Genomic DNA, 16,600 nt, shown 5'->3' on the forward strand with positions numbered 1-16,600 from the left:
ATAAGACCGGGGATATTATAACACGTTTGGTGTATCTCCGGTCTTATTCAAAATAATTAATAACCGTTCATCAATAATCCCCAAACATTCCATTCATTGGTTTATTTTAGGGTATATATCAAATATTACCATGAGATATTCAACCATACTTCTGCTACTGTTATTTCCGGGAATGCTGATGGCCCAATCTGTGAAATTAATTACCAATCATGTGGGATATGAGTACAGTAAATCCAAACGTGCTATTCTGATGGCTGAGTCCAAAGTGGCCGTGGATAATTTTGAGCTGGTAGATGCTGTAACCGGCAATAAAGTATATAGCGGCAAAGTGGTGTATAGTGGTCCGGTGAATAAATGGAAGCACTGGCTTTTCTGGACAATAGATTTCAGCGGATATAAAACGTTTGGTAACTACTATCTGAAGGTTACGGCAGCGGGCAAACCGGTTGTATCTTATCCTTTTATCATTAATAAAAATGTGCTTGAGCAGGCGACTGTCTCTGATGTGGTGTATTATTTCAAAGGACAGAGAAGTTCTGGTTTGCTGGATGAAGCAGATCATCACCTGTTATTATCGGGTAAAACTACGGATACCATAGATGCACATGGTGGATGGTATGATGCTACCGGTGATTATGGTAAACATCTTTCTCATCTTTCTTTCTCTACTTATTTCAATCCTCAGCAGATATCTTTAACTGTATTTAGTTTACTGGAGACGTATGCCTTGTTGCAGAAAAAGACAGGAACAGATTATCGTCAGTATTTAAGAAGGATATTGGATGAAGCGATGTATGGAGCAGATTACCTGGTGCGGCTGAAGGCGCCGAATGGTTCTTTTTACCGTTCTGTTTCAGCGCCGGGGCCAGGTAAGATGGCAAAGGACCGTGTGATCCGTGCAGAAGACAAAGGGTATAGAATTAAGCAGTCGAAGGACCAGACGTATGGCGGGGCTGTTGAACAGAATGACTGGAGGAGTTATCAGTCGGGTTACCGTTCCGGTGCGGGGTTGTCTATTGCAGCACTGGCTATCGCTTCTACGTATGATACTTCGGGAGAGTTTAGTAATGCGGCTTATCTGAAAGCAGCGGAAGATGCGTTTGTTTTTTTGGAGAAAGAGAATAGTTTGATGACGAATGATAAGAAGGAGAATATTGTCGATGATTATTGTGCGTTGAATGCAGCAACGGAATTATACCGCGCTACTAAAAAAGATATTTATTTACAGGCAGCGAATAAGAGAGCCGATAATTTGATTTCCCGTTTGATGCCGAAAGGTTATTTCAGAGCGGATGATAAAGACAGACCATTCTTCCATCCTTCGGATGCGGGATTGCCTGTTGTAAGCCTGTTGAATTTTTATAAGATAGCATCTGCGGATATGCAGAGCAGAATAAAAGAGGTTGTTCGTAAAAATATGGTGTATGAGTTAGCTTTAACATCAGAAGTGAATAATCCCTTTGGCTATAGCCGGCAGTATACAGAAGATACGGCTGGTATTCGGAAAACTGCTTTCTTCTTTCCTCACGGTAGTGAAGCGTCTCCCTGGTGGCAGGGCGAAAATGCCAGGCTGGGATCTGTGGCAGTAGCAGCAAGAATGTCTGCGCAATTATTCAAAGAAGACAAAGATTTGCATGATAAATTAGAGGATTTCGCGCTTAACCAGCTTAACTGGATATTAGGTTTGAATCCCTATGATGCATGTATGTTACAGGGGACCGGGCACAATAATCCTGCTTATGGTTTCTTTGGAACGTTTGAGTATACCAATGCACCGGGAGGTATTGTAAACGGCATTACTTCCGGATTGGACAACGAAGATGATATTGACTTTAACTTATCGTATGCCAGCACAGGGAAGGACTATGACTGGCGGTGGGCGGAGCAGTGGTTGCCGCATGCTGCGTGGTATTTGCTGGCGGTAGCGGTGAATGAATGAGTTGCAATATCACTATCGCTTTTCATACTATACCTCCTTAAGCTCCAACAGTACCTGTCTTGATATCATTTCCAGTTCGCTTGTAATTGGTTATAATAACCCCTTTTGATGTAACATGGCTTTCTGTTAGTGTAAATGCTGTCGGGATCGCGCCGTTTTCAAACAGCTTTTTTCCTTCACCCAGAATTAACGGGTAAATTTTGATCCGGAGCTCGTCCACCAGATCATGCTTAAGCAGCAGTTGAATGAGCTTACTACTGCCCCAAACCTGAATGTCAGCACCCTCGGAATTCTTGAGTTTTTCAATATCTGCCAGACTTTTGAGGAAAATGGTATTTTTCCAATCTGATCTTTCCATGGTCTGCGACAGAACGTATTTGGTGCCATCATTGATGCCTGGCCAAAAGTCAGCATGTTGGGGCCAGTAGGCCGAGAAAATCTCAAATGTTTTTCTGCCTAAAATATAATCTGCCGGTTTCAATTCTTCTTCCATAATCTTTCCAAAAAGCTCGTCACCATAAGGTGCAGTCCAGCCGCCATATTTGAAGCCGCCTGATGTGTCTTCCTGGGGGCCGCCCGGAGCTTGCATTACACCATCTAATGTAATCATTGATAAAACAATTATTCTTCTCATACTATTATAGTTTATTGTAAAAAAATCAAAGAGGTTTTGTTATGATTCGAGGCTCGCATTCAAGATGCCTGGCAACATCTCTTCTAATTAACACAAGAATATGATTATGGTTATTTTAAAAAACTATCGAGATAGCCCAATGTCCATGTCCCCGCAATTCAATGGCAATTACTTTTCTTGTTTTTGACAATTCAGGTATTAATTGCCGCCAGTTCATCTCAATGGTCATAAAAGCACCATGCAGTAAAACGATAGGCTTACCCTCACCATATACTTCGTAATAAACTTTAATGCCATTAACAGGCACGTAGCCACTGTCGGCAGGTTTACTCTGTTGCCCTTTAGACTGAAATACTGTAAAAAAAAGCATAGTAATTATTAATACCGGTTTGAGGACATTAGATCCTTCAAATACTCTTTTCATAAAACGTTATTTAAATTATGTTGAACTTATCGACAATGCAAAGATGACAACCATTTCAGGATTTGACACTGTGTAAAAGCGACATCTTTGGGGGGGGATCCCGACATTGCTATCTTAAGTACCTCATATTTTGCATACTTTTGATACAGCCACTCTTTAAAAACCTACATGATAGAATTGACGTTTTTACGCCATTTTATACTTATATTTTAGATAGTATAAACCATGGTCGCAGATACATTGGTAGCTGTGAGGATGAGATTGCAAAAGCATAATTCAGGTAAGGTACCTCGTCTAAAGCTTATAGTGGAAAAGTTTCCTTTCACCCGGCTGGATCTTGTCCGTATGAACAATAATGTTTAAATAATGAACTTGGAAAATACGAGTATCCTCATTTCGCAAGTACGATAACAACATCCTCTTTAACAATTTCCTCAAACGAAGTTAAAGGCAGGATAACGGCGGAGTGTACCGGCAAACCTTCTGTTTTAGCATGAAGAATACCACGGGTTGTATTCATCGTGAAGGTTGCCAGAAAACAAGCAAAGATTTTGGGTAGCGTTACAGTATTAGAAGAGTTATCATATATTACGTTCCAACTTTCGTCTTCAATTTCAAAAACGCACGCTGCTTTTATTATTAAAAATAATTTGTCATCTTGTAATAGTTCGATTCTGATAGATGCCTTAATCAATGGAACGGCTTCCGCAAAGTTATATCCTAAAGTTGATTTGGTAGAGGATTCAATGCCCTCTTTGTAAACATTGTCGATTATTGCGAATTGTTCTGTTAAAATGTTTACAAGCTTATATTCTAAATTCATACTTAACAAATGAAGTGAAAATAATTCCTAAGCTGAGAATGTCGTAAAACCATTTTTTTGAGGTAGTTCGACAGGTGATTCATTTTGCTTTACTTTAGGAGAAAAAACAGGCATATATAACATTACTTGTGGCTTAATTTTTACAGAAGGTAATTGTATTTTCGTGCCATTCTCTTCTGTTAGTATATTTGAGATTTTTATAATCGTTATGCCTAGTGCTTTTTCCAATTTACTTATAGTCTCAAAGGTCAGGTTTTCCTGACCCTTGACAATTTTAGACACTTGTTGCCTCGATACGCCCATCATACCGGCTAATTCCGTCTGCGAAAGGCTTCTTATTCTGAGTTGAGTCAACACAGTAAGAGCAACAGCTCTGGAATTACTTTTCCAATCTCTTTCACTAATTCGTTTTTGCGCTTTCTCTTTCCATTGAGAAGTTTCTTTACTAATTAGCTTATTTAAATTCGAATTATTCATATTGCAAATCGTTTAGATCTTCAGGAAATTCTATACCATTTTCCTTTAACCAGGTTTTTACCTGTTTAAGTTTTTTTAACTCCAATTGAGTATGTGCCCTATCCTGCATTGTTTGTGTCAATTTGATCGCTCCACCTGTAATAATAAAAACATTTGTTGCTATTCTAATTGCATAAATTCGAATTTTAGGCCTGCTTATCAATCTTGTTTTTACTTTTCCTTTAGATTCTTGAAGTTCAAAAATATAATCTCCATTACGGAGTGGCACGAACAAATTATTTAATTCTCCATTTTCAAATCTGTGATAAAGTTGCTCCTCCATCAAATCAGCTTCTGAAAGTAATTCAGCTGCGGCTTCTTCAATACTTATGTCTCTCAGAAAGGCATCATTTAGGTCTTCCTTATTTAATTCTAAGAAGTTATATAAATATTCCACATCATTCCATTCTTCAAAAAGCCTGTCAAATTCATCACATTCATTTCCATCGTACCGAACAGCCAGGAGTCTATTGCTAGAGTCATTTTCAAAAATAGTGATCAATTCCATGGCGCAACTTATAGGTTAACAAATCTAGGGAAATTATTTCAGAATTAACAAATGCTTTTTTAACTGTCAGGCTAAAATCAAGGTGAATTTTTGTTAATAAATTGATTTTCATTAAGTTAAGGAGCTGCAAGGCTGCGTAGCTCCGGTGTCAGTGATTAGCGGTGAAGGTTAGGGAGCTGATTCAAGGAAGGCGCTTGGGACACCGGTGTTTGCAGCTTTGGAACGAAAGAAACCAGTTTTTGACGATTTTAAAAAAGTAACAATGAAATATCGCAGAGCGGTTAGAATAAAAATGTGTAATCATGTAAATGCGCTATATGGTTACAAACAAGTAGAAATTACGATACCTTCTTTAATTTTAAAAACCATTCAATATGAAAGAATCAAAACCGTATGATGCTGTTGCAGAAGTCAGGAAACACAGGAAAATGGTTGGTATTATTCATTGGAATAATCCTGAGTTATTTAGAGCGAAGTTAAAAGCTGCACGGGAGAAATACCATGAGAGATTATTAGCGTCAAATATTGAATCATAATTCCCCCTGGGGAGGAGGTAGCAGGGTTAGTGGGTACAATACTTTCACTGATTTAATTTCTGTAGAGAGTGTTCGGGAAGAGTTCGGGAAGAGTTAAGGTTTAGATCAGGGTTAGCTCGGGTTTAATGCGCGTTTAAGTCGGGGTTAAGTCGGCTCCATACGATCAAACCCCGGCTTAAACGCGCATTAAACCCGAGCTATCTATAGAGACTTATACAACTCACTACGAACGGTCACTACTCAAACTGAAAAATTCTGTTAAATCTGGGATCAGCAGAGATTGTTTTCATGTATTGGTCTTAATTTCGCAATACGAATTGAAGGAAGGAAAGGACGCTTACCACTTGTTGAAAAACACATCCAATTTGTCGTAATCAGCTACAGTTAACCCTGATTTAACCTGCGTAGCATTATCTAACGACATCATAAAAATAAAATTTATGGGAATACAATTAAAAGGACCGTTCGGTGGCTTTTCAGGCAAAACCGGTGGCCTGATTGGGGCAATTTCAAAAGGTAGAAGTATAATTACCAGTTTGCATACACCCTCAAGCAAAGCACCTACAAAAAAGCAAATTGACCAACGCTTTAAGTTTGGTATGGTTACCACTCTGTTAGCATACATTAGTGACCTGATAGACATAGGCTTCCAGGAGCATAAAGTATCAGAATCTGCTATGAATGCAGCGGTAGCCTATAATCTCAAATATGCAGTGACAGGTGTATCACCTGATTTTAGTATCAATTTGCCTCAGTTATCTTTTAGCCGGGGTAAGTTAATCGGTCCTAAAAGTGTTACTGCTGAAGCGTTAGCAGGCGCTAAAGTTAAATTTTCATGGACGGCAAGTGAAGATGTCCGGAAGTTAACTAATCCTGCAGATTCGCTAATGATCATGGTGTATAATTCAGAAAAAACTGAATTTATAACAAGTATTAACGCAGCATCCCGATCTGCATTGACCTATACGATTCAACTACCGGTAGATTTTACCGGGGATGAAGTGCACACGTATCTGGCTTTTGCGGGCATAGAGGGAAAAGTGAGCGATAGTATTTATGCGGGAGTTGTTAGCATAATATAAACTTATAATGCCCGCTATGTTAAACAGGGTTAACTATATAGCGGGCATTCATTTTCAAATCAGATTTTTAAAATTCATTATAATGGCACGTTTAAAGAATGGCCTATTGGGTGGCATCACAGGCGCAATAGGCGATATTGAAGGGTACATGCTCAATGGCAAATATATTGTCCGTAGCCGTCGCCGTAAGAGTATAAAGCCGCCCACAGAAAAGCAGCTGGCATGCCGGAAAAAAGGGGAATCTGATTCCCGATTTGGCTATTTAAGAATAACAAGTGAGTTACAGTTGACAAATCATCCATTGAGAGGAAGTCTGTTTGAAGCGCTGATTGTTTCAGAATTTGTAAAGAAAAACCAATGCAGGCAAACCTATTAATCTTTACTACCGGAGAGATAAAAGAGGACATGAGATCGATGTTATTATCGATAATGCCGGAGAATTAATACCTGTGAGATAAAATCCGGCAAAACCATTAATAGTGATTTTTCAAAAATTTATTCACAGTAATCTATCCTTGGATTGTTCGAACTGTTACAAGGAAATGTATACTTGTCCTGGGGATATTTCGGTGATGGATTATCTGTTACCTCTAGGGGAGCCATCAACTGTCCGTTGTAACCCGGCATAGTTATCTGTTCTGTGGAACCATTTCCCAGGGCTACTTTTTTTCCCGCAGCACTACCATTAAAGCTATAGTCAATAAGGGCATCCAGCAAACGGTAAACTCCATAATAATCCAGTGCGTCATAGGCACTGCGGCTATTGGGCAGCACATGGTCAGTTACATATTTATATCCTGCAACAGTGGATGATTTGATATAGATATAATCTTTCTCACTTGTCGCAATGTTAATATGGTTGAAGATATCTATTGCCATACGGTGGTCATTGTCGGTGTCTTCATCATATACCTGGGAGATCATTTTTGTATTGGACGGGAAGTTCTGTAACTGTTCCGCTGTAGTCTGACTGCTACCCCATGGGTAGCTGTACCAGGGTGCCATGGTGAACAGGAAGCGCCCGTCCTGGCCCCAACCTTTCTCTGTAAAAGCCCTGTAAGACAAATCTATGGTTGCTCCTCCCCCAAAAGAGTGCCCCATAAAGCCTACTTTCCGGGTATCAATAATATTTGGATAGTCTGCCGCAGCCTTCATAAAACCATTCCATAAAGTAAGATAACGATGGTCAATGCTTATGTCAATGGTACGATAAGGGACAAATACAACGACATAGCCCTTTTTCGCGATAAACTCAAACAGCCCCCGGTTATATTCTTTGTCTTCGCCACCATAAGGATGCGAGTAAAATATAGTCGGCATTGCAGAGGTTATGCCCTGGGGATAGAAGATCGTCACATTGGTGCCAGCATATTCCGGGTTAGGGAAGTCGATCTCCGCAACCTTGTATGAACCATCTGCACCATACCCGGATGAGGGCCGGGAAATAGGCCCCTGCAAATCATCATCAATAGGAGTTGATGAATCACTCTTGTTTTCACCTTTTGAGCATGCTGCCAGTAATACCAATAAAATGCCGATCTTAAATAGGGTAGTTCTCATTCCTGCTATTTTGATAATTAAATGTTGTCTTGTTGTGAATAATGTTTAGGCTGTTCTGAAATGTTATAACTAAAGTAGGTACGGAAATTCAGGATATTTTAAAAAAGAAGGTAAACCCGTAAAACAGGAAGGTGAAGTATCTTAAACGTTCAGTCAGATAACAGCTCAGTGAAGCGAACTAAGGGTTATTGGGCCTTGCATTATCAGATGGTTTTGGAATAACCAGTATAAAGTATAAGAGAACAACCAACGCTATAATTGCGGTAATCCAGAATGCAAGGCCAGCCCCAAACTGGAACCACAACCAACCTGTAATAGAACTTGCCAGCAGGGTGCAAATACTCTGAAACCCGGTATAAGTACCTATCGCAGTGGCGGTATCTGCTTTATCAGTGATGTTGCTGATCCATGCTTTCGAAATCCCTTCTGTTGCAGCAGCGTATAACCCATACAAAAGAAAAAGGATTCCGTAGTAATAGATACTGCCTGTATATGCCATCCCTGCATAAACCAGGGCAAACAGGAACAACCCTGCAATGAATACCCTTTTCAATCCCATTTTGTCGGCTAGTATGCCTAACGGGAAGGCGGCCAACGCATATACCATGTTGTAAAAAATATATACCCCGATAGTAGCTGTATCATTCAGGCTGGCTTGCTTTACTTTTAGCAGCAGAAAAAAATCAGAACTGTTGCATAAAGTAAAAACCAACAACCCGGCTACCACCTTCCGGTAAATAGCAGGACTATATTTCCAATAATGTAGAAAAGAGAAAAAGGGAACCGGTACTTTGTTCTCTTTCTGTTCCCGGTTTTTATCTTTGAGCAGGAAGGACAGTCCTATAGCCAATAATCCCGGAATAAATGCGATAAGGAACATTGCCCGGTATTGCCCCGGATAGAAGTACAGGTAAACCAATGCCATGGAAGGCCCGATAACCGCACCCAATGTATCCATTGAACGGTGGAACCCGAACACACGGCCTTTGGTAGCGGGTGTGGCTTCATCAGACAGCAGGGCATCCCTGGCCCCGGTACGGATGCCTTTACCTAACCGGTCAACTGTTCGCGCGAGGAATATCCAGAACGGGTAAATGAAAGCAGTCATCATGGGTTTGGACAAAGCACTTAGCGTATACCCTAATTTTACAAATGGGGTACGCCTGCCCGTATGATCGGATAGTTTACCAAAATAGCCCTTGCTCAGTCCTGCCGTGGCTTCCGCAATGCCTTCCAATATCCCGATCAGCAATACGGAAAAGCCGATACTCCTTAAATAAATGGGCATGATAGGATACAGCATTTCACTGGCAATATCAGTGAGCAGGCTGATAAAAGACAAGACCCATATTGTGCGTGTTATATATTTCATAGACACGTTTTATAAAGTGACCCTGAACCCTCCGTTAAAGATAAACCCATCTATCGGGGTATAAATCTCCCGGAAATGGGGTTGTTGAACAGAACCAGTATACATAGGCTCCCACCGGGATTGCCGGGTATCCAGCAGGTTCTCAAAATTCACGAACACGCTGAAATGACCAAACCTTCTTTCGCCTGACATGCCCATCACCCAGTAATCACGTACCTGCTCACCATTTGTCAATTGCTGGCGACCTGTATAAAAACACTCATAAGCCAATCGCCATTTTTCTTCCACTTCATACATCAGGTTGAAATTAAGCCGGTGTTTGGCCGTAAGCGGGTTTACTGCACTGGCTGGTTTGAAATCCCGTTCTGCGTCCGTAAAGGTATATCCCAGGTACACTGACCATTCATCATAACCTAATCTGATATTGGTTTCAAAGCCTTTGGAGGTCAGGTAGCCGTTTGCATTGTAAAAAGCATAATTGCCATTGGTAAGCGGTATGGTATCCAGCAGCAGCGGATTTTTAAGGCGTGTGTAGAAAAATAGCTGGTTAACGCTGATGCTAATATCATTTCCTAACCGCCCTTTGTAGTTCACATCAAAATTAATTCCTGCGGAACGTTCCGGTTTTGTTGCTGACAGAACAAGCGGCTGTATATTCCGGAAACTTTTTTCCTCTGCATCTTCTGAAAAGATATTGGGCGCTTTATAACCCAGGCCCCCACCGATGCGGCTGGTGAAATGGGAATTGAATTTATACATCGCTGAAATGCGGGGCAGTACAAATACATCGTGCTGGTTCGTATAATCTGTTCGCAATCCTGTTTCCAGAACAAATTTCTCTACCGGCTTCCAGTTGTTTTGCAGGAAGATACCGCTTGTTACCAAATGATAGTCTAGTGGGTATGGCGTTGTATTGGTTTGTTTGAACTTGTCTGTTACCAAACTAATACCGGCCACCCACTCCGTTTTTTCTTTCGGCAGCAGGTAAGTGGCTTCAGAAAAGCTGGAGTTTTGTCGTCCGGCAAATACATAATCCGGCAGCTCAATCTTCCTGTTAAAATAACCAATGCTGTTTTTCAGGGTAAGTACAGATTTATCAGCAAACCTTTTTTCCAATTTTAGTTGGGTAGCATAGCGGTCAGTTTTATTACGCTCAAAATAACTATGTGCGTTATCGGCCTTGCCTTTGATAACCTGCATATCCCCGCCCAACCGGTTCTCAAAACTGCTGTTGAGCCCTAAACTGAGTGTAGTCGAAGGATTGATATAATAAAACAATTTAGGATTAATTGTATAACGGGTAAAATGGGGGATATCGGAAAAAGCATCATGGTTGTTGTTCCAGGCTGCCTGGGAATTGCGGGTAGTAAATAAGGTAAACCCGACTTTATCAAATTTTTGCCCGTAATAAGCATTCAGGTCCAATGCGCCCGTCTGGTTGGCATTCACCAGAAAAGACAATTCCCGTTTCTCTGCAGGCTCTTTGGTCACAAGATTTACGAGACCGGCAATAGCGCCGCCACCATATAAAGTAGAGGACGAACCTTTAATCACTTCCACTCTTTTCAGATCAAGTGGTGGTATTTGCAGAATGCTTAATCCGCCTGAAAAGCCTGAATATGATGGGAAGCCGTCTTTCAATAATAAAGTATAACGGCCATCTAATCCCTGAATGCGGATGCTGGCACTACCGGATACGGCAGAGGTTTGCTGTGTCTGGATGCCGGTACTTTCTGTGAGTAACATACGGATATTACCCGGTTGCATCACCGCTTTTTCGTGCAGTTCCCCGGCTGTAATAGTTTCAATGCGGGTAGGAATATCGTTGATACTGCGACTACTGCGGGTGGCTGTAACCTGCACTTCTGCCAGGTCATTTTCTGCTGGTTCCAATAACACCTCCATTGCTTTGCCTAACGGAAAATCGAAGGTTTGTTCTTTGGTTTCATGCCCGATATAACTGAAAACAAGGGTTTGCCTGCCTGCCGGAACATGTGTAAGGATTGTAATACCAAGACTATCGGAAACAAATGAAAGTGCTGTGCTTTTCACCTGCACAGTAACCCCCGGCAAGACTTGTTTTGTTTCACTGTCTTTGGTGATAATAGTATTTTGTTGTTGAGCCTGTAGAGAAAAGGTATATAATGTACATATCGTGATAAACGTATAACGTTTCATAATTAATTTGATGAATATAGACAATTAAGGGCAGGGTACAAATATAGCGCTCTGCTGTACAATATGAGATGATCAAATGGTAGATTACATCAAATTAAAAAGAGGTAAACAGGAAAAATTCGCGTATTCCTGCTGGAAATAAGAGATAGTTTTTTTGCGGTAATACTGTCTGTTTTGCAAAAGAGAAACAGCAGTATATGCGGTAATTATTCTTACTTCGATAGATCATTTTTAGATTCTATTTGACTGGTCTTTACCACGTTAACTGTGATAAAGCCTTTTCTTATTGATAAGCAAAAAAACCAAACATTTTTCACCGTTCTAATTACGGTTAGTTCAATATCCTTTAGTTCGCCAAGTAACTCATTTTTACCGCTATTCCCCAAATGCTTAATGTCATTTGTATCTAATTTCTCTCCCCATAATTTTACAGCATCTGATAAACGCTCAGCGTAAATCTGACTAATGTAAGTTCCTCCTCTGAATTCCATAAAGAATGTATATATTTCCATAAGAATTTTGATTAATTACCTTTATGTTTTTGATTGTGATTTTCTCCTGTCTCATCCATATTATTTTTCTCGTGTTTAACGTTTTTTTCCATTTTCTTCAATTCTTTTTTCTCTTCCTTTGTTTTATTAGGTTTGCTTCTCATCTCATCCCGTTCTTTTTTAGCCGCTTCGTATTTCTGCTGGGCAACCTCCCTGGCTTTTTGATTAGCATGTTGAGCGTTCTTTCCTCCGCCATGTTGTTCTGCTTCGCTCTTATTGTCTTTACTCTTAGCTAATAATAAACCGGGTATAGGAAAAGGAAGATCAGTTATACTACCCTGTACTTTTGCAGGAGGCGCACCTTTTACAACCGTAGTATTGTCTTTAGTTACCGGAGTACTCATTCCATTTCCAGGCTGAAACCCGTTAATAGCACTTTCCTGAACTACTGATACTGTGGCAACGGCGGTCTTACCTATTTTATAAGCCGTATATAGATCCAGTCCAATTTCTACAGCTTCAACAACGATTACTACACATAGAGGGCATTTCCCATCAGGATCATTATAACGTACCGGGTTATTATAAGAGAACTGATAAGGAGTTAGCATTTCCTGATTACCAGACTCAATCAAAGGATCAATTTGTATAAATCTTCCTATTTGCTGGTCATAAGTTCGTGCATTAAAGTCATATAATTCCAATCCACTACCGTCACCAAACTCTTTTGACTGTAACTCGTTGCCATTATATCCTTTTTTATTCTCAGGATAATTCAAGCCCTTCAGTGCATGGTTACTAATCCCTGCCATGGCCAACCCAAATGGATAATAGTGGGTTTCTTCCAAAACCGGCCCGCCGTTATGTACTACTACCAGGTTATCAAAGAACACATCGCTTCCACTCTCGTTAGAGCAATAAATATACAAAAATCCGGTCTTTTTGATTACCATGCGAGGTACGGACAAGGGTTGCAACACATTCGGGCTACCCTGTATCTGCCGGATACCGCTATTCTCGTTCACCAGGGCAAAGAGGTCATCGAAGAGGGCGAAGTTAAGGTATGCTTTGGGTTTAGTGGAAAGATTCTGGGATGTATCGATCTGTTTTAAGCTATTGAATACACCAGGAGTAAGACCGGTGCTGATAGCTGATCCAATACCAAAGGCTCCATGAATCCCATCACTAATCCCCGAACCACTAAAGGCATTTAAAATCGCTGATACCATATCAGGCTGGGTAGCAATCGAAGTATTCGCTGCTGTACTGTTATATACACCTGTAGCATTGATCTGGATAGTATCACCCGCCATTACACGTAATACTAATGATGGCCCTATTTTTTGCCCACCACTCGAAGCATTCGTCTTTGCTACATAAGCATTCGGATTGGTCGTATTATCTGTGGGATAAGCCGGTGTTATACCAGATATAGCAGTACGGGTAAGATCGATATTACTAAACAGGGCATTCTCAACTCCACTGGCTGCCGTTTCCATGGTCGCTGTGTAATAAGCCGTATCACTCTTTGTTCCCAGTACCATGCGGACATTGCCTAAATGATCTTTTTCGAAGAAGTCATAGGCATAACTGATTGGTCTGCCGGTTTTGTAAACCGCCCGGATACGGCCTTCTTCATGCCCCAGGAACATTAAGGTATCCTGCTCAAATACAGCAGCTCCTAAATAATCGGTAACAGTGGTTTTAGAAGGACTAACTGTATTATCCACAACCGTTTTACGGAGTTTAGTACCAGCAGCATCATACTGATAGGTGATACTGCCTTTACCAGGGATGGTGATACTTTCCGGAAGATTCAGGTGATTGTAGGTGATCGCTGTAATGCGCTTGTTCAGGTCTTTGGTCAGGTTACCGTTTGAATCATAGGCATAATCGATCGTGTTTACACTGTCTTTAAAATCACCCAGATGATTGTCTACAGTGTTGGCATCAGCGACCTTTTCCAGCTTATTGCTGGTTCCCGTATTCATGTAGGTATAGGTAAGGCTATCAATCGTTGTACTGGTCACCCCTAACTTACCTTTTTGCTTCATGCTCAGGATGTTGCCATTCGCATCATACTGGAGATTACTTACGCTGAAATCAATACCTGCACTGGTGTTCCAGGCACTACCATTCTGCTGGGTGAAGCCACCGGCAAGTAAACGGTTTGCATTATCATAGGTATAATCATACTTCCGTTTAGCGCCATCGCCCACACTACGCCAGATAGTACCGGAGATATTGCCGTTATATTGTGTGTTAGTATAAGAGGCCCCGGAAACAACGGAGGTGGTCTGATCATAACTCAGCTCATAGCCAAAGTAATTGTTACCTGTACCTTTTACATAGTCACGGTTTACACCTGTTAGCCAGCCACGGATATTATAGTCCTGATGCAGGGAATCCAGGTTATTGCCAAGTGTTTTGTTGACGAGCTGTCCTAATGCATTGTAAGTATTCTGAACAATCGTGTTGTTAACCCCGTCATCATTGAGCTGCCGGGTGATTTTAACAACACGATTACCCGCATCGTACTGAGTCATTGTCAGGATCTTCGTTTCAGGAGTAGCCGCACTCTGCGGATTCCGCTGTCGCATGTAGCTACTAAGTAACTTACCCTGAAAATCATACAGGTTAGTGACCACATCTTCACCACCGCAATTATTATCTGCAATCACCTGTATCACATGATTATCGTCATCATAATAAGAAGTAGAAGTAAGCCATTTCTCGGTACCTAGTACCCTGATTTTAGTACCAGTGGTTAAGCCACGCACATGATTACTTTTGGTCACCGTAACCGCATTGAGATTAGCACCAGCCTGTGGCTTGGTAAAATCACCGGTTAATGCAGGTTGCGCGCCATTGAAGGTATAGTCATCGTAAAAAGTATATGTTAAAGGATAAAGGTCTGTAGCTACCAATCCCGGTAAAGGGTTCGCCACACTCACAATCACCACGCCCTGGTTAGCACCGGGAATTACATCTGCCGTGAATGCGCCGTTCGTTCCCGAATCAAAACCATTATCAAAAGCAATACTGTTGGTAGCGAGATATTGAGTACGGCCATCATTTGCCGCCACTGTCAGGTCTGCAACTTCCGGGACGATAAAGCTCAGGTCCTGAGAACTGGCAGTGGCAGCATTCATTCTGGCCTGCAGGCTGTCACGGATCAACGTGCTGTTATAGAAAGCTGTCATTACAGGCCGGTTCTGACCATCGTAGAAGCTTACCTGCCACTTGCCTTGTGCCTGCAAATTACCATCACGCGAAAAGGCCAGGCGATCCCGTACATCATACACTATTTCTGTAGGGTACAAAGTCCCCGGCATTCTTTTAACGATCATTCTGCCACGCTCATCATAAGAGTATTGAAAGCAGAGTTCATTTACTTGTGTAGCCGATAGCACCCAGTTATTATTAAGCAATGCAACAGCCTTCGGCGTAATAACACAACGCAGGTTATTTAAATCATCATACACATAATAAGTACATAACCAGCCGCCGTGTCTCTCATCCGGGATATCAGATAACTGTACTTTTTTGAGCAGTGTTTTACCTTCGCGGTCTTTATACTCTACGACCTGCTTATCCCGTTCATCTTTGGTGATTGACTTAAATAAATCACCGGCGGCATAAGTACTACTGCTGACAGGTATAGCCCCCTGCGTTGCTGCAATAGTCCATTTCCTGACTGAATCAGCAGCAGTATTGATAAGTGCTAATCCTTCAATAGTATGCCCGCCACCAGGCTGCCAGTTGCTACCAGTACTGCCTTTTTCAAGCATACGGTTCAATGGAGAGAATTCGATAAAGGATTGTTCAAAGGGACTGTTATCTTTTGCAATATTAGCAACAGTGCTCCCCGTATTATAGAATGCTGCCTGATTAGCATAGGCCGCTGTTCTTAAACTACCGGTTGCCCCATTATTAATATCCGCGTAAGGAAGAAACTTTTTAATCTCCCTGCCAAAACCATCATACTCAATCGGGATAATAATATCCTTCTGATCAACGGTGATCTGCGTTTGTATAGTTTGCACAGGACGCCCCAGGCCGTCAAAATAGGAAACTGTCTGCTGACGGCCGGTAGGCGTCAACGCATCCACCTGTGCCTGCGTAGTAATCCCACTTGTTTTTACCTCATTTTTAATAATATAATTTCGATCCGTACTAACCTGCCCGAATGCCCATATGGGAACAAGTGATACAGGTAATATATAAAGTAATAACTTTTTCATGTAGAGATTCATTTGGGGATTATAGAACAGGACCGGCACAATGTCGCCGTATGCCTGATCATTATAGCGGATATCATGTGCCTCCAATATGATTATAAGAGATCTGTTTTGTAGGTTACTTTTTAATATTACAGTAATTCATTGAGGTTGATATTTGATCATTCAAAGAAGATATTTATCATGTTGCGAACTTAGATTGGAAATGCGCAGTCTATCTGCGCAAGAAGAAAAATAGCTAAAGGATAGAAAAGAATAATATCATTTTTTCTACAATATTTTATCGTTTTGCATAT

At 41.1% G+C, this 16,600-nt stretch carries 14 protein-coding genes; 4 read left to right on the forward strand and 10 right to left on the reverse strand.

Annotated features, from left to right (window positions below):
* Positions 1–130 precede the first annotated feature (130 nt).
* On the forward strand, positions 131–1,939 hold the full coding sequence (locus GO495_RS13925) for a glycoside hydrolase family 9 protein (protein ID WP_157300310.1): 1,809 nt from the start codon (positions 131–133) through the stop codon (positions 1,937–1,939).
* A gap of 37 nt (positions 1,940–1,976) precedes the next feature.
* Here GO495_RS13925 and GO495_RS13930 read toward each other — a convergent pair whose 3' ends face one another.
* From GO495_RS13930 to GO495_RS13950, 5 genes are all read right to left on the reverse strand, one after another.
* The gene (locus GO495_RS13930; RefSeq protein WP_157300311.1) at positions 1,977–2,573 is read right to left on the reverse strand and encodes a dihydrofolate reductase family protein; all 597 of its coding nucleotides are present in this window, start codon (positions 2,571–2,573) and stop codon (positions 1,977–1,979) included.
* Positions 2,574–2,688: 115 nt separating this feature from the next.
* Positions 2,689–2,997, reverse strand: coding sequence for an alpha/beta fold hydrolase (locus GO495_RS13935; protein WP_205691261.1), 309 nt, complete (start codon positions 2,995–2,997; stop codon positions 2,689–2,691).
* Positions 2,998–3,388: 391 nt separating this feature from the next.
* Positions 3,389–3,820: a hypothetical protein gene (locus tag GO495_RS13940; RefSeq protein ID WP_157300312.1), complete on the reverse strand. Its 432-nt coding sequence runs from the start codon at positions 3,818–3,820 to the stop codon at positions 3,389–3,391.
* Positions 3,821–3,847: 27 nt separating this feature from the next.
* A complete protein-coding gene (locus GO495_RS13945) occupies positions 3,848–4,297 on the reverse strand; it encodes a helix-turn-helix transcriptional regulator (RefSeq protein WP_157300313.1) in 450 nt (149 codons plus the stop codon).
* Positions 4,290–4,844, reverse strand: a complete 555-nt coding sequence (locus tag GO495_RS13950; RefSeq protein WP_157300314.1) for a hypothetical protein — start codon at positions 4,842–4,844, stop codon at positions 4,290–4,292. Before GO495_RS13950 ends, GO495_RS13945 begins: the two co-directional genes overlap by 8 nt.
* A gap of 374 nt (positions 4,845–5,218) precedes the next feature.
* On the opposite strand from GO495_RS13950, the gene GO495_RS13955 reads away from it, so the two are divergent.
* The 3 genes from GO495_RS13955 (at position 5,219) to GO495_RS13965 (ending at position 6,838) form a co-directional block, all read left to right on the forward strand.
* The gene (locus tag GO495_RS13955) at positions 5,219–5,380 is read left to right on the forward strand and encodes a hypothetical protein (protein ID WP_157300315.1); all 162 of its coding nucleotides are present in this window, start codon (positions 5,219–5,221) and stop codon (positions 5,378–5,380) included.
* A 440-nt stretch (positions 5,381–5,820) separates the two neighbouring features.
* Complete coding sequence (locus GO495_RS13960) at positions 5,821–6,462, forward strand: DUF6266 family protein (RefSeq protein ID WP_157300316.1); 642 nt, start codon at positions 5,821–5,823, stop codon at positions 6,460–6,462.
* Between the two features lie 82 nt (positions 6,463–6,544).
* Positions 6,545–6,838: a hypothetical protein gene (locus GO495_RS13965; RefSeq protein WP_157300317.1), complete on the forward strand. Its 294-nt coding sequence runs from the start codon at positions 6,545–6,547 to the stop codon at positions 6,836–6,838.
* A gap of 119 nt (positions 6,839–6,957) precedes the next feature.
* Here the strand turns inward: GO495_RS13965 and GO495_RS13970 are convergent, their stop codons facing one another.
* The 5 genes from GO495_RS13970 to GO495_RS13990 all read right to left on the reverse strand — a co-directional run bounded on the left by GO495_RS13970 (position 6,958) and on the right by GO495_RS13990 (position 16,307).
* Complete coding sequence (locus GO495_RS13970) at positions 6,958–8,022, reverse strand: alpha/beta hydrolase (RefSeq protein WP_157300318.1); 1,065 nt, start codon at positions 8,020–8,022, stop codon at positions 6,958–6,960.
* 178 nt (positions 8,023–8,200) lie between these two features.
* Entirely contained in the window at positions 8,201–9,394 is a 1,194-nt protein-coding gene (locus GO495_RS13975; RefSeq protein WP_157300319.1) for an MFS transporter, read from the reverse strand.
* Positions 9,395–9,403: 9 nt separating this feature from the next.
* Positions 9,404–11,572 carry a TonB-dependent receptor gene (locus GO495_RS13980; protein WP_157300320.1) on the reverse strand — a complete coding sequence of 723 codons (2,169 nt, stop codon included), beginning with the start codon at positions 11,570–11,572 and terminating at the stop codon, positions 9,404–9,406.
* A gap of 212 nt (positions 11,573–11,784) precedes the next feature.
* Positions 11,785–12,084: a hypothetical protein gene (locus tag GO495_RS13985; RefSeq protein ID WP_157300321.1), complete on the reverse strand. Its 300-nt coding sequence runs from the start codon at positions 12,082–12,084 to the stop codon at positions 11,785–11,787.
* Between the two features lie 11 nt (positions 12,085–12,095).
* Positions 12,096–16,307, reverse strand: a complete 4,212-nt coding sequence (locus GO495_RS13990; protein WP_157300322.1) for a DUF6443 domain-containing protein — start codon at positions 16,305–16,307, stop codon at positions 12,096–12,098.
* Positions 16,308–16,600 lie beyond the last annotated feature (293 nt).

The sequence above is a fragment of the Chitinophaga oryziterrae genome (assembly GCF_009758125.1).
Lineage (GTDB): Bacteria > Bacteroidota > Bacteroidia > Chitinophagales > Chitinophagaceae > Chitinophaga > Chitinophaga oryziterrae.